This window comes from Bradyrhizobium aeschynomenes (assembly GCF_013178945.1).
Taxonomy (GTDB): domain Bacteria; phylum Pseudomonadota; class Alphaproteobacteria; order Rhizobiales; family Xanthobacteraceae; genus Bradyrhizobium; species Bradyrhizobium aeschynomenes.
Genome location: NZ_JABFDM010000001.1, coordinates 44,747 through 66,860, shown reverse-complemented (window position 1 = coordinate 66,860; position 22,114 = coordinate 44,747). Strand labels below are relative to the sequence as shown.

The following is a 22,114-nucleotide window of genomic DNA, read 5'->3' as shown; positions in this document are numbered from 1 at the left end:
GGGCGTGCCATGAGTTTCCGTCCGTTCACCAGCGAATCCTATGCGAGGGACGAGCGTCCCGAGGCGTGGCGCGATGTCCTGAACGCGGTCGGGCTGCAGCCGGCTGCAACGGCTCCGTTCTACGACGGTCACGCGACGGCGTCGCACCGCCATGCGCCGGGCATCGCGCTGTCACGGCTGGCGGCGGGCGCACAGATCGTGGCGGCGGTGCCGCAGGCGCAGGAAGACCTCCCGATCGCGCTGCTGGCGATCGAGGATGGCGCCGTGCTCCGCAGCGGCGACAGCCATCGCATCGTGCCATCGGGACATCTGATGCTGCTGCCGCGCGGCGGCGACTGGAGCATCGCGTTCCAGCGCGATCTGCGCGCGATCGTGCTGTCGGTCACCTCGGACGCCCTGCACGGCCGGATCAGCGGCAGACTGAAGCTTGCAAGACCTGAGGTGATCGCACCGAGCGGACTCGCCGACGTGGTCTGCCGCACCATCGAGGCAACCGCGCGCGCGCTCGAGACCCTGAGCGATGCGGAATGGAGCACGGTGGTGCAGAGCCTCGCCGATCTCGTGCTGACGCTCGCGCATCAGCAGGCCGCGCCTACTTCCGAGGCTGGCAGCAGCGCGACGCAGGCGGCGATCCTGCACCGAATCTGCCAGACCATCGAGCGCCGGCTGGAGGATGCCGAGCTGACGCCGGCTCGCGTCGCCCAGGCGGAAGGCATCTCAGAGCGTTACCTGCAGAAACTGTTCGAGAGTGCCGGCGACAATTTCAGTCACTATGTGAGGGAACGGCGGCTGCAGCGCGCCTGGGCTGATCTCTCCAATCCGGCCGAGGCCCATCACTCGATCTCCGAGATCGCCTATCGCTACGGTTTTGGCGATTCAGCGCATTTCAGCCGCAGCTTCCGCGCCCGCTTCGGCCTGTCGCCGCGCGAGTTCCGGCAACAGAAGGCCGAGCAGGCGGTGACCTCGGCGGCGCCGCGCGGCCAGCGCGGCTGGCCGCAGGACGCGCTGGCTCAGCAGCGGGCCTCGCCGTCACCCGCCTCGTCCAGGAGCGAGATCGCGCTGCCGGCGCCGGCCAACGACCAAGACGCACAACGGCATCACCATCATCTCGCGGTTTCGGCCGAGCGGGTGCATTGGGGCTATTTCAGCCGCTCGCTGCCGCCGCAACTGGAGATCGCCTCCGGCGACACGATCACCATCGAAACGCTGACGCAGCACGCCTCGGACGATCCGGAGCTGATGATATCGGGCGATGCCGGCGCGCAGAGCGTATTCGGCTGGACGCATGCGAAGAAGAACGTCGACCGCCGCGGCGCCGGACCGATGGACGCCAGCGTGTTCGGCCGTGGCGCCGGCGAGGGCTTCGGCGTGCACATCTGCACCGGCCCCGTAACGATCAAGGACGCCCAGCCCGGCGACGTGCTCGAGGTGCGCATCCTCGACATCGTGCCGCGGCGAAGCCGCAGCCACGGGCATGAAGGCCGCGTGTTCGGCTCCAGCGTGGCCGCATGGTGGGGCTATCACTACAATGAGCTGATCGCGCCGCCCGCGCCGCGCGAGGCCGTGACGATCTATGAGATCTTCGCCGACGATCCCGAGCCGCATGCGCGTGCGCTGTATTCCTATCGCTGGGAGCCGCAGACCGATCCGGCCGGCATCGTCCACGCCACCTACGACTATCCCGGCGTGCCGGTGGCGCCCGGCAGCGTCAAGCGCCGCCATGGTGTGCTCGACAACATCCGCATTCCCCTGCGGCCGCATTTTGGCGTCATCGCCGTGGCGCCGCGCGAAGTCGACTTCGTCGATTCGATTCCGCCGTCCTATTTCGGGGGCAATCTCGACAATTGGCGGCTCGGCAAGGGTGCGACCGTGTACCTGCCGGTTGCCGTCCCCGGCGCGCTGCTGTCCGTCGGCGATCCCCACGCCACGCAAGGCGACGGCGAGCTCGGCGGCACCGCAATCGAGAGCTCGATGACCGGCACCTTCCAGGTCATCCTGCACAAGAAGAGCCGGCTCGCGGGACAACCCTTTGCGGATCTCAGCTATCCGCTGATCGAGACTGAAACCGACTGGGTGCTGACCGGCTTCAGCCATCCGAACTATCTCGCCGAGTTCGGCGCACAGGGCCAGAGCGAAGTCTACAACACATCCTCGCTCGACCTCGCGATGAAGGACGCGTTCCGCAAGATGCGGCGTTTCCTGATGCACGTCAAAGGCCTCAGCGAGGACGAGGCGATCGCGCTGATGTCCGCCGCGGTCGATTTCGGCGTCACGCAAGTGGTCGACGGCAATTGGGGCGTGCATGCGATCCTGAGCAAGCGGCTGTTCGAGACTGAACGCTGAGGTTCATTGCGCTTCAACTTTGTCCCAGATCTCCGTTATTGCGAGCGAAGCGAAGCAATCCAGGGCGTCACGCGCGACTCAGGATTGCTTCGTCGCGGAGCCTGTCATCGGGCCGCGCTTTGCGCGGACCCGTTGGCTCCTCGCAATGACGACCGGAATTGTGATTTCTAGCTAGCCCCGCACAAGAAGGACCCCTCACCATGCAGTTCCACATGATCTCCGGCGCCACGCGGCCCGTGGCGCCGTTCAGTCACGCGGTGGAGACCGACGGCTTCGTGTTCGTCACCGGCCAGATGCCGGATTCGCCGGAGGCGCCGGGCGTGCTACCGGAGGGCATCGTGGAGCAGACGAAGGCGGTGATGCAGAACTTGAAGTACATCATCCGAAGCCTCAACCTCGGCCTCGAACATATTGTGATGTCTCGGATTTACCTGACCGAATTCAAGCGGGATTACGCGGCAATGAATGAAACCTACCGTTCATTCTTCCCGCCGGACCGGCTGCCGGCCCGCACCTGCGTCGGCGTCACCGGCTTGGCCTATGACGCGCTGATCGAGATCGATCTGGTCTGTCGACGACCGTAGTTTCGAAAGGTAAATTTCTCCTCAACGCCGGTCATTCGATCTGAGCTGAGGAGGCAGACGCTGTTGCCGATTGTGCGGCGGCGCCGGCCGGTGTCAATTCGCCGACGAATGAGGCGGATCGAGGGAGTGCCATGCCGAACCATTTTTCCAATCGCCAGGAGATCCGCAAGCCGGCGGTCAGCAGCAAGGGGGGCATCGTCGCCGCGCAGTCACGCCGTGCGGCCGAAATCGGCGCCGAGGTGCTGGCGGCCGGCGGCGACTGCATCGATGCGGTGGTCGCGACCGGCTTCGCGCTCGGCGTGCTCGAGCCGTGGATGAGCGGGCTCGGCGGCGGCGGCGCCATGGTGCTGTATCGCGCCAGGCAGAACAGCGTCGAGGTGATCGACTACGGCATGCGCGCGCCGGACAGTCTGCGCGTCGAAGACTATCCGCTGGCGAATGACGGCAGCGTCGCCGCCGACATCTTCCCCTGGCCCCGCGTCAAGGACGACCGCAACCTGCACGGCCCCGGCGCGATCGCCGTGCCGGGTATCGTCGCCGGCATGGAGGCGGCGCATCGCCGCTACGCAAGGCTGCCATGGCAGGACCTGGTCACGCCGAGCGTGAAGCTCGCAGCCGAAGGCCTGCTGGTGGACTGGTGGACGACCGTGATGATCTCCAGTTGCGCGGCCGACCTCCGCCGCTATCCCGGCAGCGCTGCGGCCTATCTGAAGGATGGCCTGCCACCGAATCCGCAATGGGGCGCCAAGGCGGTGACGCGGCTGCCGCAGGAGCAACTGAAGGCGACTTTGGCGCATCTCGCGCACGCCGGCGCGCGCGACTTCTATCAGGGCGACATCGCCCGTTCGCTCACCCGGGACATCCAGGCCGCCGGCGGCGCGCTTTCGGTGGAGGATCTCGCCGCCTTCGAGGCCCATCTTCGTGAGCCGCTCGCTATCCCATATCGCGGCGGCACCGTGTTCGCCACGCCGGAGCTGACCGCCGGCCCGACGCTGGCACATGCCTTGCGGCTGATGCAGGCCAGCGTGACGGCCTCCGGGAAGACCCCGGATGCGAGTGCATTCATCGCCTATGCCGAGGCGGTGCAATCGGCCTATCGCGAGCGGCTCAACGACATGGGCGACGCCGCCGGAAAGCGCGCACTCGGCGCCGAATATCTCGCGCCCGCCTGCACCACGCATTATTCGGTAGTCGACCGCGACGGCAACATGGCCGCGGTGACCCAGACCCTGCTGTCGGGCTTCGGCTCGAAGTTCCAGGCACCGCAGAGCGGCATCATGATGAACAACGGCATCATGTGGTTCGATCCGACCCCGGGCACGACCAACTCGCTCGCCCCGGGCAAGCGCTGCCTCACCAACTACACGCCCGTCGTGGCGCAGACCGCCGACGGCAGCCGCCTTGCGCTGGGCGCCTCCGGCGGCCGCCGCATCCTGCCGGCCGTGGCGCAGATGCTGTCCTTCGTGATGGATTACGGGATGGACCTGGACGCCGCGATTCATCACCCCCGCATCGACGCCAGCGAAGGCAACGTGGTCGGCGCCGACACGCGGCTATCCGCTGACGTGATGGACGCGCTCACTGCGAAGTTCGAGACCGTGCCCGCGCCGGTGCAAACCATGCCGATGAAGTTCGCTTGCCCGAGCATCGTGATGCGCAACGGCGATGTGAACAGCGGCGCGACGGAGATCGCCCACGCTTGGGGAGATGCGGTGGCGGAGAGCTGATCTCCGCCTTCGCCCCTGCGGCATCCGCGGCCCGCTTTGCGACCTACGTTCAAGCTCGATCGGTCACAGCTGAACCGACTAAGCCGGCACGCCCGCCGCCGTCAGCCTGTCGGCGAGAAAACTGGTCAGCTCGCCGACCGTGCGGGAATTGGTGCGGCCACGTGCGTAGGCAAGCTCGACGGCCGGCAGGCGGGGAAGACCGATGTCCTGCCGGATGATGCGAAGCGGCGGCTGTACCAGCGCGCGCGCCAGGACGGTAATTCCCAATCCCTCGAGCGTTGCGGCCTTCAGACACTCGAAGCTCGGACTGACGAAGCTGAGGTGCCAGCGGCGATCATGCTGCTTCAACGCCGACAGCGCCAGACGCCGATAGGCACACCCCTCCGGGAACAGAACCAGCGGGATCGATGCATCGTCCGGGCTGTAGTTCGGGCCGCTGACCCAGACCAGTTGCTCCGTCAGCATCGACGTGCCGGCGCGGGCGCCGACTTCCTGCTTGAAGAAGGCGAGGTCAAATTCGCCGCGCGCGCTCCGCTTCATCAGGCTCTCCGATTGGTTCGCCTCGACCTCGATGCCGACCATCGGATTCTTGGTCTTGAAGCGCGCCAGCCAGGTCGTGAAGTCGCGGCCGAAGAAGTCGAGCGGAACCCCGAGCCGCACGAAGCCAACCAGGACGTCGTCGCACATCGACGCATAGGCTTCGTCATTGAGCTGAAGAATGCGCCTGGCGTATTGGGCGAAGCGATCACCTTCGACGGTCAGCTCCAGAACCCGGCCCTTCCGCCGGGTCAACAGGGGCTTGCCGACCTGCATTTCCAGCTTCGCCATCTGCTGGCTGATCGTCGACTGCGACCGCCCGACGGCCTCAGCAGCGCGCGAGAAGCTCATCGTATCGGCAATGACGAGAAACGATCTCAGGCAGTCGATGTCGAAGTTCACGACAACCCCCCGCTATCGAAAAAGACGATACCAGCATCGTCATAATTCACTTTGTCGACCGCGTCGCGCTCCGTAAAGACCAGACTTGCGGCAGCCGGTGCCAGGAGTCGCGTCACCGCAGGACGCCGCTCGCCAAACCCGGCCGCCCCATCCGCTCCGACACAAGGACCTTCCCGTGGCGATCAATACCGTCGTGTTCGACGCTTACGGCACCCTCTACGACATTCAATCGGTGGCGTCGGTCACCGACCAGGCCTTCCCGGGCCATGGCGACATGATCACGCAGATCTGGCGCATGAAGCAGCTCGAATACACCTGGCTCCGCTCGCTGATGCGGCGCTACGAGGATTTCGAGGTCGTGACCCGCCAATCCCTGATCTACACGCTCCGCATCCTCGGACTTCGCTACGAAGACGCGCTGCTCGAACAGATCATGGACAAATACGTCCACCTCGACCTCTATCCCGATGCGCTGCCGGCCTTGACGGATCTCCAGGGACGCAAGCTCGCGATCCTCTCCAACGGCGCCCCGGCGATGTTGACCGCGCTGGTCAGGAATACCGGACTCGATCGCCTTCTCGACAAGACCATCAGCGTCGATTGCCGAAAGACGTTCAAGCCAAGTCCCGAGGCCTATTCTCTGATCGAAACGGAGCTCAGCGCCGCGCCCAGTCAAGTCCTGTTCGTGAGCTCGAACCCCTGGGACGCGATCGGCGCAAAGGCGGCGGGGCTGAACGTGGCGTGGATCGAGCGGGTGACGCCCGAGGCGATGGCCGCGGCTTGCGAGAGCAGCCGCCTCGTGGCGCCGCTGACGATGTTCAAGGCGTTGCGGATGCAGATGGACGAGCTTGGACCAGCCCCCGACCATCGAATCCAGGGCCTGTGCGATCTTGCCGGTCTGCTGCCCCCCATCGCAAGCGCGTAGCTCCTCCGCCGAGCCCGGACAGCACTCTGCTATCAGCAGCGTCATTCTTGTCGATAGCACGCCTCGAGCGCCGCCGCAGCCCGGTACAGCGTCATCTCGTCGAGGTGACGCGCGATCAACATCGCGCCGATCGGCCGGCCATCCGACGTCTTGCCGACCGGGATGGAGATGGCGGGATGGCCGGTGAGGCAGGTCGGCGCCGTGTTGCCCACCATTTCGAAGGCGCGGCCGATGATCTCCTCTCGCGACGCCCCGGCCGAGGGCAGCCGCGTCGTTGCCATCGGCGTCGTCGGCATCAGCAGCACATCGGCTTGACTGAGGGCGCGATCATAGTCCGCCGTGAGCAGGCGGTTGAGGTTCTGCGCCTTGCCGTAGTAGCGGCCGCGGTTGCGCGATGACATGTAGTGGCCGGTCAAGATACCGAGCTTCAGCGTGTCCGACAGCTCGCCGGCCCGATCCCGCCAGCGTGCATGGGCATCGAGCAGACTCTCCAGGAACACGCCCTTCATGTTGGTGCCATAGGCGTTACCGCGCATCATCAGGTCGGTGGCGCCTTCGAGAAAGATCGGGGTCCAGATCGCGGCGCCGGCCGCATGAAGCGGTACGGATGTCTCGCGAATGTCGGCCCCTCGCGCGGCGAGGCGACCGGCTGCCTCGCGCACGCGATCATCGACCTCCGTCTCGGCGCCCGCTGTGGCGAACCCTTCGGGCACCACGCCGACCCGCAGACCCGCGACACCCTGCGACAGCGCTTGCGTATAGGGCTGCCCGAGGGCCCCGCGCTGTCGCGGATCGAGCCCGTCCGGCCCTGCCATCACCTCGAGCATCAATGCGTTGTCGGCCACCGTGCGGGTGATCGGTCCGGCGTGATCCACCGTCAGCTCGACGGCGAAGATGCCCGTATAGGGCACGAGGCCGTGTGTCGGCTTGAGACCGACAGCGCCACAATAGGACGCGGGAATGCGGATCGAGCCGCCCTGATCGCCTCCGGTGGCCATGTCGACGATGTCGGCCATGACCAGAGCGGTGGATCCCGATGACGATCCGCCGGCGTTATAGCCGGGCATGACCGGGTTCTCGACGACGCCATTGGCGGAGGTATGACTGCCGCCGGATGCGCAGTAATATTCGCAGACCGCCTTGCCCAGAATCTCGGCTCCGGCGTCCAGAAGCCGCGTGACGATGGTCGCATCGATCTCCGGGACATAGTCTTCGAGGATGGTGGCGCCATTCATCATCGGGAGACCCGCGACGCACACATTGTCCTTGATGGCAACGCGCTTGCCCTTCAGCTTGCCCTCTGCGGCACCCCTGATGTGCGCGGTCACGGCCCAGGCGCCGAACGGGTTCTCCGCCGGAGACGGGCGCACGCCAGAGGATCTCGGATATCTGACCTCGGGCAGCGGCGCGACCATGCCGTCGACGACGTCGTAAGCGTCGAGTTGGCCCTGCATCAACGCAAGAAACGACGCCGCATCGGCGTCCCCGAGATCGAGACCGATCTCGCGCGCGGCCTGCTGCAGCTCGGTAGCACTGGGACGTCGGACGGGCATCGATGCCTCTCGATCAAGGTGCGAGCCGCCCACCTGCGACAACGCAAGTGGACGTATCAGCACTCAATTCGCGGAGAGATTAGCGAGCCGCCGCGGCGTTCCATAATGAGTTATGTCGATAGCCGTCATTGGTTTTGACGATTGTGTTCAGCGAACGTGATGTCGGTATCGCCTGGCGGCGCTCACACCGAATCGACCTCGACATCTGTGCTCCGCCGAGGTCTGCGATCGCGAAGCCTGCCGCAAGGATCCTATCCGACCAGCGTCGCCATCAACGCGCTGTCCGCGTCCGCCAGATCATCGATCACGTCGAAATGGTGCCGGTCCTGCGCCTCGACATAGGCCGTTGATGCGCCGAGTCCCGTCCAGATATTCGCGAGCAGCTGCGCCTGGCGGCGGAATTCGTTGCGCTCGGCGCCGCCGACCCAGGCGGTGACACGGGCGCCGGCAACCGGTGCGAGCAGCGCCGGACTTTCCTTCAAGGCCGTGGCGTCATCGATGTGCAGCGTGTCGTTCATCGCGGTCCGCTGCAGCGGGCGCAGATCGTGCAGGCCGGAGATCGACACCACGCTGCCGATGCGGGCCTGCCGGTCCGCGGGCAGCGGCGCGCCACGGCAGATCATGCGGCTGACGAGATGCCCGCCGGCGGAATGGCCGGTCAGCGCCACCGGGCCGTCAACTTCGTCCATCGCCTTTGCGATCGCCTGCGCGACATCGGTCGAGATGTCGGCAATCCCGACCTCGGGACACAGCCGATAGGACGGCATCGCCACCGCATGACCGCGCGCAATGGCGCCTTGCGCCAGATGCGACCAGAAGCTCTTGTCGAGCCGCATCCAGTAGCCGCCATGCACGAACACGACGAGGCCCTTCGGCGTGCCCTCAGGGAGAAACAAATCGAGCCGCTGACGGTCGTGTGCACCATAGGCGATGTCGAGCTTGGCACGGCCCTGCCCCGCCATGTCGGCACGGTACGCTTCTGCCGGCGGGACCCACAGACCGGGCCAGCGCTCGCCGCCGGGGATGTTCGGACCGTTGGCATAGGCGTTATCCCAGTCCTTGACGGCGTAGAGCATGAAGATCTCCTCATCGAATGATCAGAGCCCGCGGGCTCACAGCCCGGTGCGAAGCTTCCAGAGCTCGGGAAACAGTACGATCTCCAGCATCTTGCGCAGGTAGTTGACGCCTGACGTGCCGCCGGTGCCGGTCTTGAAGCCGATAATGCGCTCCACCGTGGTGACGTGGTTGAAGCGCCAGCGGCGGAAATAATCCTCGAAATCGACCAGCTTCTCGGCGAGCTCATATAGCTCCCAATGTCGCTGCGGATCGCGATAGACGCTGGTCCAGGCCGCCGCGACTTCCGGGCTCTCAGGTCGCGTGCCGCGCCAGTCGGCGCGCTGACCATCGGCGCCGATGAAGAAGCCGCGCCGAGCCAGCAGGCGCAACGCCTCGTCATAGAGGCTCGGCCTGGCCAGGATCGCCTCGAGCTCCGCCGTCAGCTCAGGGTGATGCGCATGCGGACGCAGCATCGCGAGATTGCGGTTGCCGAGCAGGAATTCGATCGAGCGGTACTGGAACGACTGAAAGCCGGAGGACTCGCCGAGCTTGTCACGGAACAGCGTGTACTCGCTCGGCGTCATCGTGCGCAGCACGTCCCAGGCGCCGTTGAGCTGCTCGAAGATGCGTGACACCCGCGCCAGCATCTTGAACGCGGGCTGCACGTCGTCGTTGGCGATCGCGCCCATCGCCGCCTTGATCTCGTGGATGGCGAGCTTCATCCATAGTTCGGAGGTCTGGTGCTGGATGATGAACAGCAACTCGTCATGCGCCGACGACAGCGGCGCCTGCGCATCGAGCAGGCGATCCAGCATCAGATAGTCGCCATAGGACATCCGTCCCTTGAAGTTCATCCGCGCACCTTCGGTGGCGGGATCGTAAGGGCCGCTGCTCACGTCACGAGCTCCTTCTGGCGATATTCGGGCTTGTCCCACAGCCTGTTGGCGAGCACCTCTTCGAGGATGTCGACGGCGCCGCGCACCTCGGCTTCGCCGATGTAGAGCGGCGTGAAGCCGAAGCGCAGCGCGTCCGGCGCGCGGAAGTCGCCGATCACGCCGCGCGCGATCAGCGCGCGCATGATGGCATAGCCGTCGGGATGGCGGAACGAGACCTGGCTGCCGCGGCGCGACGCATCGCGCGGTGACGCCAGGGTCAGCGAGGGGCAGCGTTTCTCGACCTCCGCGATGAACAGCTCGGAGAGCGCGATCGAGGCCTTGCGCACCTCCTGCATCGAAACGCCGTCCCAGGCATCGAGCGCCGCATCCAGCGCGGCGAGCGCGATGATCGGCGGCGTGCCGATGCGCATCCGCTCGATGCCGCCGCCGGGGCGATAATCGAGATCGAAGGCGAACGGCGCCTCGTGCCCCATCCAGCCCGACAGCACCGGCGGCGCGACATCGGCATGGCGGGGCGCGACATAGATGAAGGCCGGCGCGCCGGGCCCGCCATTGAGATATTTGTAGGTGCAGCCGACCGCGAAGTCCGCGTCCGCGCCGGCAAGATCGACGGGCACGGCGCCGGCGGAATGCGCGAGGTCCCAGACCGCGAGCGCACCGGCGTCGTGCGCTTTCTTCGTCAGCGCCTTCATGTCGTGCATGCGGCCGGTGCGGTAGTCCACCTCGGTCAGCATCAGCACGGCGACGCTGTCGTCGATCGCGGCCTCGACCGCCTCGGGCTCGACCACCTTCAGCGTGGCGCGGTCGCCGAGCATGCGGACCAGGCCCTGCGCCATATAGAGGTCGGACGGGAAGTTGCCGCTGTCGGACAGGATCACGCGGCGGCCGGGATTGAGCGACAGCGCCGCGGCGAGCGCCTGATACACCTTGATCGACAGCGTATCGCCCATCACGACCGTGCCGGGCGCGGCCCCGATCAGCCGCGCGATGCGGTCGCCGACCCGGCGCGGCTGCACCATCCACCCGGCGCTGTTCCAGCCGCGGATGAGCTCATGCCCCCACTCCGCCTCGATCATGCCGGTGACGCGCGCGGGCACCGCCAGGGGCAGCGCCCCCAGCGAGTTGCCGTCGAGATAGATGACGCCGTCAGGAATTTTGAAGAGCGATCGTGTCTGAGAAAAATCCGCCATGCTGCCTTGCTCTGTTCGCCATCCTGAATGCATGATTCGGGCCGAGAGAGAGAGAGACCAGATCGACCGACGGGCCGTGCCGCTCGCCTGATCTGCCTCTGTCACGACCGCGGTCACGGAGCAAGAGCGATGCGCGTTTCAGCCTGGCTTGTCTGTCTCTGCCTGCTGGGGACGCCGGCTTTCGCCGGCAACGACGTCACCGCCGCCCAGAGCGTCATTCGTGCGCAGGAGCAGGCGCTGGCCCGCGACGACGGGGCCACGGCCTATGCGCAGGCCGCCCCCGAGATCCAGGCGCTGTTTCCCAGCATCGAGATCTTCATGGCGATGGTGCGCGAGGGCTATGCGCCGGTCTACCGGCACCGCAGCTTCGAATTCGGAGCTTCGCAAGCGGAGGATGGCACCATCGCGCAGCGCGTCCACATCGTCGATGCCAATGGCGAGGCCTGGGAAGCGCTCTACACCTTGCAGAACCAGCCCGACGGCAGCCTCAAGATCACCGGCTGCTCACTGTTGAAGACCGGCCAATCGGTCTGACTGCGGATCTGAATGCGATGGGTGCCTTCAGCGCGTCGGCGTCGGTGGGCCGCCATGCTGCTGGCGCCATTGCAGGAATTGCCGGAACAATGCGCTGCGCTCGGCCGGGTCGCTCGACAATTGTCCGCCGCTCTGGCGCACGAAGGTTTCGAACTGCTGCTGCTGGACGTCGGCGACCTGCGGCCGCGGCGTCATGTTGCGCGCGACCAGCCAGTCGTCGGCGGCCTTGAAGCGCTTCCAGCCGGGAATCGTGGCGACGATGCTCGACTCCCGCCATTTCGGATGGCGCGGCGGCTTCATGAACTCGTCGAAGTTGGCGAAGAACGCCTCGACGAAGCGCGCCACCTTGCGGTAGCGCTCGGTATTCTCGGGCCAGTTGTAGCTGACGAGCAGCATGCCGATCGCCACCGTCTCGATCGTCTCGCCGGGATTGAGCAGGTTCGGATATTCCTCCGACGCCAGCGTCGTCGGCAAATAGAGATCCTGCAACCGGCGGTCATAGGGAATCGTCACCAGGTGCAGCGCGCGGTTCTCGTTCCGGATGTTGCGGGCCAGCTGGAACACCTTGCCGGTCGAGACGATGTAGGCATCGGCTTCGCCGTCGATCAGCTTCTGGATCGATTTCGCATCGTCGGTCGCGTAGTCGAACGAGGCCGTCATGCCGAGCCGGTTGAAGATCACGCGCGCGGAATAGAACCCCACATCGGTCGGCGCGATGATGCGCTTGCCGTTGAGATCGAAGATCGAGCGGATCGAGGAACGCGCGATGACGTGGATCTCGTTGTGATACAGCCGCGCGATGTAGCGCAGCTGCGAGGTGATGTCCGGGATGCCGTATTGCAGGCGATAGAATTCGGGCACGTCGGCGGCGACCGCGCCCATGTCGATGCTCTTCAGGAACAGGATGTCGGAGACATTGCGCACCGGCCCCTTGCCGAGCACGGGCAGCACGCGGACATTGGTGTGGTCGTCGAGCACGCGCGCCATGTCCGAGCCGAATACCGAGGTCGCGCCGCCGGCCGGTGCGGTGATGATGGTGACGGTGCCGTCGTTGACATCGGTCGGGTTGGGCAGACGCCACACATCGGGCCCGCTGCCGGGAGCCGGCGACAGCGACGCCGGCAGTCCGGCGGGACGGGGCGGCGCCGGCACAGCGGCCGCGGCGTTGGGCCGGGCGGGAGCGGGCGAGACCGGCACGATGACGGAGCGGGTCGCCGCCGGGCGCTGTGGTGGCGGCTGTGGCTGGGATTGCAGCTGGGGCCACGCCTGCCCCGAGGCATGGCCCATCATCAGCCCGACTGCGAGCGCGGCGAGCAATGGAAGCGAAGCAGCACGTGAAACGATGGACATAGCGCAACGGCCTCCTGCACCATCGCGATGCCGCCGCAGCGATCTCGACCGGTCCGGAGCTTTCACCTCGACGCTGCCTTGCTCTGGGCATGCGACGGGCGACCGCGGCCTCGGCTGAGACCTCGCGACAAATTCACTTCGCGATGCGAAGCACGCGGGCCAAATGGTCCCGATCGGCTTCGATCGAGATCATAGTTGCGTGATCGGATTCGATGGTTTTGCGGCGCCCGGCAGGATTTTGTATGACGAGGTGCATATAACCCGGCGATCCGGGTCCGACTGTGGCCGAAGCGCAACGCCGGTCAGATCAGGCTGCCAGCCGGTGTTGCCTTCGTGCCAGGATCAGCAGTGTGACCACGATCGCGAGGTTGAGGCCATTCCAGGCAATGCCGTTGGCGAAGGCCGCCGCATAGGAGCCGGTGGCGTCGAAGATCACGCCCGAGACCCAGCCGCCGAACGACATGCCGAACACCGAGGCGAAGATGACGATGCCGACCCGAGTGGCGGCCTCGCGCGCCGGCATCGCCTCGCGCACGATGATCGCGTAGCTCGGCACGATGCCGCCCTGGAACAGGCCGAACATGCCGGAAATCAGGTAGAGCGAGGTCAGGCCGTCGAAGAACAGGTAGAACAGCAGCGCGAAGCCCTGCGCCAGCGAGCCGATCAGCAGGGTGCGCATGCCGCCGACGCGGTCGGCGAGGAAGCCCGAGCCGATCCGGCTGACGATGCCGAGCGCCATCATCAAGGACAGCATCTGCGCGCCGACGGCGACGCCATAGCCGAGATCGCCGCAATAGGCGACGATATGCACCTGCGGCATCGCCATCGCCACGCAGCAGGCGATCGCTGCGACGCTGAGCAGCACGGTCAGCGCATTGGTGGAGATCGGCAAGGTCAATTGAGGCGGCGCAGCCTGGCTGTGGTCATGCGCGCCAGCGCCGCCCATGCGGGCGCGCAGCACCAGCAGCAGCGCTGACATCGTCACCGCGCAGAAGATGCCGAGCGCGACATGGGTGGCGCGCCAGCCGATCTGCTGCACGCCATAATTCACCAGCGGCGGCCACACCGTGCCGGCGACGTAATTGCCGGAGGCGACGATGGTGACGGCCAGGCCGCGATAGCGCTCGAACCAATGCGAGGCCTCGGCCATCAGCGGCGCGAAGGTCACGGACGAGCCGAGCCCGATCAGGAAATACACCGCCTGGAACTGCCACAAGGTCACCGAGGCGCCGGCGAGCAGATAGGCCGCGGCGGTGGTGGCGATGCTCAGCGCCATCGCGGTGACAATGCCGAAGCGGTCGGTGATGCGGCCGACGATCACGCCGCCGAGGCCGAAGCCGAACATCGTCAGCGTATAGGCCAGCGAGACCGCGCCGCGGCTCGCGGCATATTCGGCCTGCACCGTCGGCAGAACGACAACGACGGTCCACATGCCGGCGCCGCCGATGGAACCAATGACGAGCGCGAGCGCCAGCCGCGCCCAGGCCTGGCGCGAGTCCGGTGTGAAGTGAGGCGCTTCCTCGAATCTTGTCTGGGGTCCGTGCACGATGGCCGCAACTTCGTCGCCGCATGCCGCGGGGTCAAGCCACATTGCTGCAGGTTGGCCCATGCAGAAGCAGCGCAACAAACGGGGCCTTGAGGTGCGCGTGTGCGCGCATTTGCGAACTGCCGTTCCGCACGAGGTGATGAGGGAGCAATCGTCTTGAATGTGGGCAAGCTAGCGCGTCACGCGCGGTGCGCTCCCTCTCCCGGTTCTTACGGGGAGAGGGTTGGGGTGAGGGGCAGCCACACGGGAAGTGTGAGTTGGGCACACACGCGGGCACCGACCGCGCGGAGAGCCCCCTCACCCGGATTGCATCTGACGATGCAATCCGACCTCTCCCCGCCTTAGCGAAGCTGCGCTTCGCCCTGGCGGGGCGAGGTACACCGAGCGCTCGGCGCCAGCGTACCAAAACGGGCAAGTGGCGCGAATTGTGGCCAAAGCGGCGCCAGCAATATGAAGAGCGGATCAGGTGCCCTCCCCTCTTTGCGGTCCAGCGCCGCCTGCGCTACACTGCACCCCGAACGGAGCGATTTGCGCGCGAATGTCGTTGGGGCTTACTCGGAACATGCTGATGGTGGCGGGGCGGTTGCTCTTGCTCGCCTACCTCGTCTGCGTGCTCAGCCCGGGTGTCACGCTGGCCTTCGCCCATGGCGCTGCGCCCTGTCTCGACGAAGCCTTCGTTGCTGTCCGGGTCTCGCATCATCACGCCGCGCCTCATGAGAGCAGCGACGGCGCGATGATGCCGCAGAGACATGCGGCACATGCGCATCATCACCATGATGACCGGGTCGCGGATGCCGGTCTGCAGACGCAGCCTGACCCGGCTCCCTTCCCGGCGCACCACGACCACGGCAAGCTGCCCGGCCCCTGCTGCGCGATGATGTGCGCGGTCGGCCTCACTTCCACCTTGCCGGCGGTCACCCTGCCCTCGCCGGTCACCACCGCCAGCGAGGCCAGCGGCGAAGCCGGCCTGCCCGGACGCACGCCGCCGCTGCTGTACCGCCCCCCCATCGTCCTGGCCTGAGAGCGAACGACGCCGGCTCGTCGCGCCTCGCGCGCGCGGCCGCTTGCGAGTCATCGACAGACCGAAGGACACATCATGTTGTCGCACCTCAAGGCGACGCCCGCAGCCGCACGTCCGGCGCGGCGCAGCCTGCCATTCTCATGTCTCTCGATCGCCGCGACACTGGTCGCCGCGACGGCGCTCGCCGCCTGCCAGCCGCGCATGGTGGCGCTGTCGGGGGCCGACCCCGCCGATCCCTCAGCGCGCGTGGCGCCGGTGCGGACCTCGGCCGTGATCGCGCCCTACACCTCGCTGCGGCCCGCCGCCCCCACGGGTTGGGGCCGGTCCAGCGCCCCGCGCTCCGAACCGAGCCGCTAGGAGCGCGCGATGCAGGGGATCGGAAGACTTGCGCCATTGGTGGCCGCGACCGCGCTCGCCGGCTGCGCCTCGTTCTCGCCCGACGGCGGCATGAGCGTCGTCGCCGACATCACCGGGCGCACCACGGCCAAGGAGGTCGCCTCAATCAGAACCGACGACGACGCCGCACGGATGCGCGACGCCACGCGAAAACTGCTGGCGCGGCCGCTGTCGGCCGATGCCGCCGTGCAGGTCGCGCTGTTCAACAACAAGGGCCTTCAGGCCGCCTTCCATCAGCTGGCGCTGAGCGAGGCCGATGCCGTCGAGGCCAGCCTGCCGCCCAACCCGACGTTCTCGTTGATGCGGATCAGCGGCGACGGTGCGTTCGAGGCCGAGCGCCAGGTCGCCGGCGACATCCTGGCGCTCGCGACCCTTCCGCTGCGCTCGGAGATCGCGCGCGAGCGCTTCCATCAGGCGCAGCTGCGGGCAGCGCTGGCGACGCTGCGGCTCGCCGCGGAGGTCCGCCGCGCGCATGTGCGCGTCGTCGCCGCCAACGAGCTGGTGGCACTGCTGGTCGAGGCGCAATCCGCCGCGGAAGCCACCGCCAAGCTCGCCGCCAAGCTCGGCGAGACCGGTGCACTCAACCGGCTCGACCAGGCGCGCGAGCAGGTGTTCTACGCGGAGACCACGGCCGAGCTCGCGACCGCCCGCCGCGCCGCGGGCAGCGCGCGCGAGCGTCTGATCCGGCTGATGGGGTTGTGGGGCGACGACCTCGACTTCCGCCTGCCCGGCAAGCTGCCCGCGCTGCCGCGCCGGCCGCTGACCGAGCCGTTCGTCGAGCGCGACGCGGTGGCGCATCGCATCGACCTGCAGATCGCGCGGCTCGATCTCACGGCGCTCGCGACCTCGCTGCAGCTCAGTGAAGCGACGCGCTTCGTGACGCTGCTCGACCTTGCCGGCCTCGAACGCAAGACGGGAGAGCCCGACGGCCGCGTCATTCGCGAGCGTGGCTACGATCTGCAATTCCAGATCCCGATCTTCGACGGCGGCGAGGTGCGGGTGCGGCAGGCGGCGGAAACCTACAACATCGCCTTCAACCGCCTCACCGAGCGCGCCGTCACGGTGCGCTCCGAGGCGCGCGACGCCTATCGCAGCTATCGCGCCGCCTATGACATCGCCGGCCACTACGCCCGCGAGGTGCTGCCGCTGCGCCAGATCATCAGCGAGGAGATGCAGCTGCGCTATTCGAGCATGCAGGTCGACATCTTCGCGCTGCTGCTGGAGGCGCGGCAGCGCCTCGCCTCGCGGCGCGCCGCGATCGATGCGGTCAGAGACTTCTTCCTTGCCGAGGCCGAGCTGTCGGCCGCCGTCAACGGCGGCGGCGGGGCAGCGGCCGAGACCACCGCACAACAGACCGCGAGCGCTGTGGCGCCCGGTGATCACTGACAGGAGAGCACGGATGTTGTCACGCCGAACCTTGCTCGGCTCCGCGGCGCTGGCCGGCGCCTCCGCGGTGTCCGGTCGCGCCCAGGCCGCCGCAATTCCGGAAGCCGCCACCATGGACAAGGCCGTGATGCAGCCGCCGCTGCGTCCCTCCGCCGGCCCGGACTATCAGCCGGTGGTGACGCTCAACGGCTGGTCGCTGCCGTTCCGCATAAACGGCGACTGGAAGGAATTCCATCTCGTCGCCGAGCCTGTCACGCGCGAGTTCGCGCCGGGCATGACGACGCATCTCTGGGGCTACAACGGCCAGTCGCCTGGACCGACCATCGAGGCCGTTGAAGGCGATAAGCTCCGGATCTTCGTCACCAACAGACTGCCGGAATACACCACCGTGCACTGGCACGGCGTGATCCTGCCCTGCGGCATGGACGGCGTCGGCGGCCTGACGCAGCCGCACATCAAGCCCGGCAAGACCTTCGTCTACGAGTTCGAGATGAAGCACGCAGGGACCTTCATGTATCACCCGCACGCCGACGAGATGGTGCAGATGGCCATGGGCATGATGGGCATGATCGTTGTCCATCCGCGCGACCGGACGCCGCCACCGGTCGACCGTGACTTCGTGTTCGTGATGTCGACCTATCGCATCGAACCCGGCGGCTATCTGCCCAAGGTCAACGAGATGACCGACTTCAACATGTGGACCTGGAACGCCCGCGTGTTCCCCGGCATCGATCCGCTGCCGGTCCGGCTTGGCGACAAGGTGCGCATCCGCATCGGCAATCTCACCATGACCAACCATCCGATCCATCTGCACGGCCACAAGTTCAAGGTGACCGGCACCGACGGCGGCTGGCTTCCTGAAGCCGCGCAATTCCCGGAGACCACCACCGACGTGCCGGTCGGCGCGGTGCGCGTGCTCGACTTCATCGCCGACAATCCCGGCGACTGGGCGTTCCACTGCCACAAGTCGCACCACACGATGAATGCGATGGGCCACGACATGCGCAACCTGATCGGCGTGTCGCGCAAGGAGCTGGCGGCCGCCGTGGGCAAGCTCGCGCCCGACGGCATGGTGATGGGCCACACCGGCATGGCGATGGGCAACATGGAGATGCCCGCGCCGGACAACACGCTGCCGATGATGACCGGCAGCGGCCAGTTCGGGCCGATCGAGATGGGTGGCATGTTCACGACCGTGAAGGTGCGCGAGGGCCTCGCCCGCGACGACTACCGCGATCCCGGCCCTTACCGGTTTCCGCAAGGCACGGTCGCCTACGAGGTCGCGAGCGCACCGGAACCGGTCCGCCGGAGCGAGAGCGCGACGACGCCAAGCCGCACGCGACGCTGACGGATGACGACGATGATCAGGAGATGTCGATGAAGACTGGATTTGCGATGAGCGCCGCCCTGGCTGCCGCTCTGATCGTCATCGCGGCGGCGCGGGGCCACGAGCAACCTGGGCCGCACGGCTATTCCGCCGGCGAGCCCGGCGATCCCAAGCAGCCGTCACGCACCATCGAGGTGCTGCTCAGCGAGATGGAGTTCACGCCCGCGCGCATCGACGTCAAGCGCGGCGAGCAGATCCGCTTCGTGCTGCGCAACACCGGGAAGGAGGACCACGAATTCCTGCTCGCCACCAAGAAGGAGAACCTGAAGCACGCCGCCGTGATGAAGAAGCATCCGCACATGGAGCACGACGAGCCCAACGGCACGCGGCTCGCGCCCGGCAAGACCACCGAGCTGCTGTGGCGGTTCAGCAAACGAGGCATTTTCGAATATTCCTGCCTGATCCCCGACCACCGCGAGTTCGGCATGACCGGACATGTCAGCGTCAAGTAACTACGGAGTGAACGTAGCCGGGATGAGCGACTTGTCCGCCGAAGCCTGGAAGGCGAAGGCGGAAGCGATATCCGGGTTCGCCTCGATCGCGTGCGAGAACCCGGATGTCGCCTCGCTCATCCGGGCTACGCGCTCATACGATTCCATCACAAGGAGACACACCATGAGAATGCCCCATCCGCTCACGACCGCTGCCGCGCTCGTTCTTGCTCTCGTGACTCCCGTGATCGCCGCCGACGCGATCAGCGGCGACGTCAAGAAGGTCGACGAGGCCAATGCCAAGATCACGCTGCACCACGGCCCGGCCAAGAGCCTGGGCATGGACGAGGCGATGACCATGGTCTACCGCGTCAAGGACGCCGCCTTGCTCAAGGGCCTCAAGCCCGGCGACAAAGTGAAGTTCGAGGCGCAGGAAGATTCGTCGGGCTACACGGTGACGAAGATCGAGAAGGGCAAGTAGCAGGGCACGCCGCGAGCCGCGCTTCTCTCCCCGCCGTCATTCCGGGGCGCGCGGCAGCGCGAGCTCCGATGCGCAATTGCGCATCGGAGAATCCATGCCTGCACCGGTCAGCGAGAGGCCGAATATCAAGCCACGCGGATCTGCCCCAACAACGACCACTCTTGGCTAAGGAATGACGTACGGACGAATGGGTCCGTGAACCGGCGGCCGGACATGTTTGCATTTCGAGTTTGACTGTAGGATCGCAGCGCCCTGCGCGGAGCACGTCATGAAGGCCTATCTCGTCCTCGATCTCGCCGTTCACGACTTCGCATCCTTCAAAGTCTACATCGAACGGATCCCTGCCTTCATCGCGAAGCACGGCGGCCGCTACATCGTCCAGGGCGCGGTGCCCACGCCGGTGGAAGGCGACTGGATGCCGGAGCGGTTGGTGATCCTGGAATTTCCATCGCGCCGCAACGCGACGGACTTCCTCGCCGATCCCACCATCCAGGACCTGTTCGCAATCCGGCACCGCGCCACGACGAGCCGCCTGGTGCTGGTCGACGGGTGCGCGGAGTGAACGCGATCAGCCTGCTCCGCGCGGCGCTTGATCCACATGAAGGCACGTGCAACGGATGTCTCAGCTCCGGCTGGGCGAGAGCAACCTGCACATCGACCGAAGATCTCAGATGCAATTCACACCATTCCACCGCGCAGCGGTGCTCACGCTGAGCGGCTGCGCCTTCGCAGCCGCGCTGACGCCGCGCCCGGCCTGGGCAGGCGCCGGCTTTTATGACCTGCGCACACTCTGTCAGCCGCTCGAGATCCACGATGGATCGCCCGAGGAAAGCGCCTGCCTCAAGGAGATGGCGGGTTCGGTCAGGCGTGACGGACGCAAGCTGACGCTGGGCCTCGCCAACGGCAAGACCAAGGTCATCACCGACGCGAAGGAGTGCGAGCCGGAAGGGCCGGAGGCCAGCTGCATCAGCTACCGGCTGATCGGCCGCCTCGGCGACCGGCATTACATGCTGTTGGTGACGCCTTATGAGTGCCCTTACGTGATGCTGGTCAACCGCCGCACCGGCGTCGAGACCAACATCGGCAGCGGGCCTTTCCTGGCGCCAAACGGCAAGCGCTTCGTCACCATCGATCCGCGAGACGACGGCAATTGCGGCATCGACTATCGGATCGGGATGTTTGCCACCGGCGAAAACCCGAAACTGGAATGGAGCTACAAGCCGGAGGGGCTCGAGCAGTACCAGGTAGACACCTGGATCGGCGACACGCGCATTCGGCTGCAGGCCTCGGGTGAAATCGGCAAGGAAGTGCCGACGGACCTGACGCGCACGGCGCAGGGCTGGCAGCTCAGGCGTCCGAATGGCGAGATCAGCATGGGAGCGGCGGCGGCAGTGGCCCCGCCAACGACGTCACAACAGACCCCGGCCTCCGCGAGCGGAGCACCAGGCAGCCGCTGAAAGACGAGACGAGTTAAAAAAGCTGCTCTAGTCTAGATCGAGAAACAGTCCTTACTGAATCTGAGGCGACCCTGACGCGGCCCTACATCGGTATGATTCACAAGGACGCCGACAGCCATTTTGGCATGTCCTTTCCCGATCTTCCGGGCGTCGTGACCGCGGCCACCAGCCTGGATGATGCGCGCATCATGGCCGAGGAGGCCCTGGCTCTGCACATCGAAGGCGTCATCGCGGACGGCAAGGCCATTCCCGGGCCATCATCGCTGGAGTGGATCATGGCCGATGTCGACAACCGCCCCGGCGTTGCCGTTCTCATTGCCGCAACGGTCGATCAGCCGAAAGCGGTCCGTGTCAACGTGACACTGCCGGAAGACGCGCTGGTATTGAGAAAAACGATTCGACAAATCAGATTACTCTTTCATTTTTTCGGAAATCCTGTATATCTCTCTCCCGTCCTGCTTCCGCCGGAGGGGCGTGTCGCGACCGTCACGAGACGTGGGAGGTGGGATGCGATGGGCGCAGCGACTCGTAGCGTGGCTTCGTGCCGCGCGGACGAACGGTTCGTTGCGCACGGCGAAATCGTGCGGTCCTGACACCCCGACGCTGGTGTCCCGCGGCGAGCGCGCGCAAGCGCATTGTCGCGCATGGTGGCCAACAAGCCCGGTGCACCAGGGAGACCACGTATAAGCCGTTCCAACCGTTGCGCAGGGAAGGCCGGGCGTGTTCGGCCAGACCTGTGGTACCTGCCGCCTGCATTCTTTTCGCAGGCGGGCCACGGGCGCGGCCAGCGCCCGGCCTTCCCTGCGCCCTCCCGTGATTCGAGGGCGGACCTGATGCACAGCCCGGGCGCCATGCGCCGCGGGAAGGCAAGTCGTCGTCCGTCGACACAGAAAGGCGATCGATGCAGACGCG

At 66.4% G+C, this 22,114-nt stretch carries 20 protein-coding genes and 1 pseudogene; 14 read left to right on the top strand and 7 right to left on the bottom strand.

Annotated features, from left to right (window positions below; all coding sequences use genetic code 11):
* Positions 1 to 9: 9 nt before the first annotated feature.
* The 3 genes from HL666_RS00290 to HL666_RS00280 all read left to right on the top strand — a co-directional run bounded on the left by HL666_RS00290 (position 10) and on the right by HL666_RS00280 (position 4,654).
* Positions 10 to 2,343 carry an acetamidase/formamidase family protein gene (locus HL666_RS00290; protein ID WP_172179304.1) on the top strand — a complete coding sequence of 778 codons (2,334 nt, stop codon included), beginning with the start codon at positions 10 to 12 and terminating at the stop codon, positions 2,341 to 2,343.
* A 200-nt stretch (positions 2,344 to 2,543) separates the two neighbouring features.
* Complete coding sequence (locus HL666_RS00285; protein WP_172114630.1) at positions 2,544 to 2,927, top strand: RidA family protein; 384 nt, start codon at positions 2,544 to 2,546, stop codon at positions 2,925 to 2,927.
* 131 nt (positions 2,928 to 3,058) lie between these two features.
* Positions 3,059 to 4,654, top strand: coding sequence for a gamma-glutamyltransferase family protein (locus HL666_RS00280; RefSeq protein WP_172114628.1), 1,596 nt, complete (start codon positions 3,059 to 3,061; stop codon positions 4,652 to 4,654).
* Positions 4,655 to 4,732: 78 nt separating this feature from the next.
* Here the strand turns inward: HL666_RS00280 and HL666_RS00275 are convergent, their stop codons facing one another.
* Complete coding sequence (locus tag HL666_RS00275; RefSeq protein WP_172114626.1) at positions 4,733 to 5,593, bottom strand: LysR substrate-binding domain-containing protein; 861 nt, start codon at positions 5,591 to 5,593, stop codon at positions 4,733 to 4,735.
* Positions 5,594 to 5,768: 175 nt separating this feature from the next.
* Between HL666_RS00275 and HL666_RS00270 the strand changes: the two genes are divergently transcribed.
* The gene (locus HL666_RS00270) at positions 5,769 to 6,518 is read left to right on the top strand and encodes a haloacid dehalogenase type II (protein ID WP_172179302.1); all 750 of its coding nucleotides are present in this window, start codon (positions 5,769 to 5,771) and stop codon (positions 6,516 to 6,518) included.
* Positions 6,519 to 6,559: 41 nt separating this feature from the next.
* Here HL666_RS00270 and HL666_RS00265 read toward each other — a convergent pair whose 3' ends face one another.
* The 4 genes from HL666_RS00265 to kynU all read right to left on the bottom strand — a co-directional run bounded on the left by HL666_RS00265 (position 6,560) and on the right by kynU (position 11,213).
* The gene (locus tag HL666_RS00265; RefSeq protein ID WP_172179300.1) at positions 6,560 to 8,071 is read right to left on the bottom strand and encodes an amidase; all 1,512 of its coding nucleotides are present in this window, start codon (positions 8,069 to 8,071) and stop codon (positions 6,560 to 6,562) included.
* 251 nt (positions 8,072 to 8,322) lie between these two features.
* The gene (locus HL666_RS00260) at positions 8,323 to 9,147 is read right to left on the bottom strand and encodes a hormone-sensitive lipase (protein ID WP_172179298.1); all 825 of its coding nucleotides are present in this window, start codon (positions 9,145 to 9,147) and stop codon (positions 8,323 to 8,325) included.
* A 36-nt stretch (positions 9,148 to 9,183) separates the two neighbouring features.
* Positions 9,184 to 10,023 carry a tryptophan 2,3-dioxygenase gene (kynA, locus tag HL666_RS00255; protein ID WP_172179296.1) on the bottom strand — a complete coding sequence of 280 codons (840 nt, stop codon included), beginning with the start codon at positions 10,021 to 10,023 and terminating at the stop codon, positions 9,184 to 9,186.
* The gene (gene kynU, locus HL666_RS00250) at positions 10,020 to 11,213 is read right to left on the bottom strand and encodes a kynureninase (RefSeq protein ID WP_172179294.1); all 1,194 of its coding nucleotides are present in this window, start codon (positions 11,211 to 11,213) and stop codon (positions 10,020 to 10,022) included. Before kynU ends, kynA begins: the two co-directional genes overlap by 4 nt.
* Before the next feature lie 129 nt (positions 11,214 to 11,342).
* Here kynU and HL666_RS00245 point away from each other — a divergent pair, with 129 nt between their 5' ends.
* Positions 11,343 to 11,747, top strand: coding sequence for a DUF4864 domain-containing protein (locus tag HL666_RS00245; RefSeq protein WP_172134495.1), 405 nt, complete (start codon positions 11,343 to 11,345; stop codon positions 11,745 to 11,747).
* Positions 11,748 to 11,774: 27 nt separating this feature from the next.
* Here HL666_RS00245 and HL666_RS00240 read toward each other — a convergent pair whose 3' ends face one another.
* Entirely contained in the window at positions 11,775 to 13,097 is a 1,323-nt protein-coding gene (locus HL666_RS00240) for a TAXI family TRAP transporter solute-binding subunit (RefSeq protein WP_246741419.1), read from the bottom strand.
* 307 nt (positions 13,098 to 13,404) lie between these two features.
* Positions 13,405 to 14,643, bottom strand: coding sequence for an MFS transporter (locus HL666_RS00235; RefSeq protein ID WP_172114611.1), 1,239 nt, complete (start codon positions 14,641 to 14,643; stop codon positions 13,405 to 13,407).
* Positions 14,644 to 15,232: 589 nt separating this feature from the next.
* On the opposite strand from HL666_RS00235, the gene HL666_RS00230 reads away from it, so the two are divergent.
* The 9 genes and pseudogenes from HL666_RS00230 to HL666_RS34475 all read left to right on the top strand — a co-directional run.
* Positions 15,233 to 15,664 carry a hypothetical protein gene (locus HL666_RS00230; protein ID WP_246740063.1) on the top strand — a complete coding sequence of 144 codons (432 nt, stop codon included), beginning with the start codon at positions 15,233 to 15,235 and terminating at the stop codon, positions 15,662 to 15,664.
* A gap of 75 nt (positions 15,665 to 15,739) precedes the next feature.
* Positions 15,740 to 16,021 carry a hypothetical protein gene (locus HL666_RS00225; protein ID WP_172114607.1) on the top strand — a complete coding sequence of 94 codons (282 nt, stop codon included), beginning with the start codon at positions 15,740 to 15,742 and terminating at the stop codon, positions 16,019 to 16,021.
* Between the two features lie 9 nt (positions 16,022 to 16,030).
* Positions 16,031 to 17,446: a TolC family protein gene (locus HL666_RS00220; protein WP_172179292.1), complete on the top strand. Its 1,416-nt coding sequence runs from the start codon at positions 16,031 to 16,033 to the stop codon at positions 17,444 to 17,446.
* A gap of 13 nt (positions 17,447 to 17,459) precedes the next feature.
* A complete protein-coding gene (locus tag HL666_RS00215) occupies positions 17,460 to 18,794 on the top strand; it encodes a multicopper oxidase family protein (protein WP_172179290.1) in 1,335 nt (444 codons plus the stop codon).
* A 29-nt stretch (positions 18,795 to 18,823) separates the two neighbouring features.
* Positions 18,824 to 19,285 carry a cupredoxin domain-containing protein gene (locus HL666_RS00210; RefSeq protein ID WP_172179288.1) on the top strand — a complete coding sequence of 154 codons (462 nt, stop codon included), beginning with the start codon at positions 18,824 to 18,826 and terminating at the stop codon, positions 19,283 to 19,285.
* A 163-nt stretch (positions 19,286 to 19,448) separates the two neighbouring features.
* Positions 19,449 to 19,745 carry a copper-binding protein gene (locus tag HL666_RS00205; RefSeq protein WP_172179286.1) on the top strand — a complete coding sequence of 99 codons (297 nt, stop codon included), beginning with the start codon at positions 19,449 to 19,451 and terminating at the stop codon, positions 19,743 to 19,745.
* Positions 19,746 to 20,013: 268 nt separating this feature from the next.
* Complete coding sequence (locus HL666_RS00200) at positions 20,014 to 20,307, top strand: DUF1330 domain-containing protein (protein WP_172114597.1); 294 nt, start codon at positions 20,014 to 20,016, stop codon at positions 20,305 to 20,307.
* A gap of 109 nt (positions 20,308 to 20,416) precedes the next feature.
* A complete protein-coding gene (locus HL666_RS00195) occupies positions 20,417 to 21,202 on the top strand; it encodes a hypothetical protein (protein WP_172179284.1) in 786 nt (261 codons plus the stop codon).
* Positions 21,203 to 21,294: 92 nt separating this feature from the next.
* Positions 21,295 to 21,582: pseudogene (locus HL666_RS34475) on the top strand (type II toxin-antitoxin system HicB family antitoxin); the annotation flags it as partial.
* Positions 21,583 to 22,114: the final 532 nt, after the last annotated feature.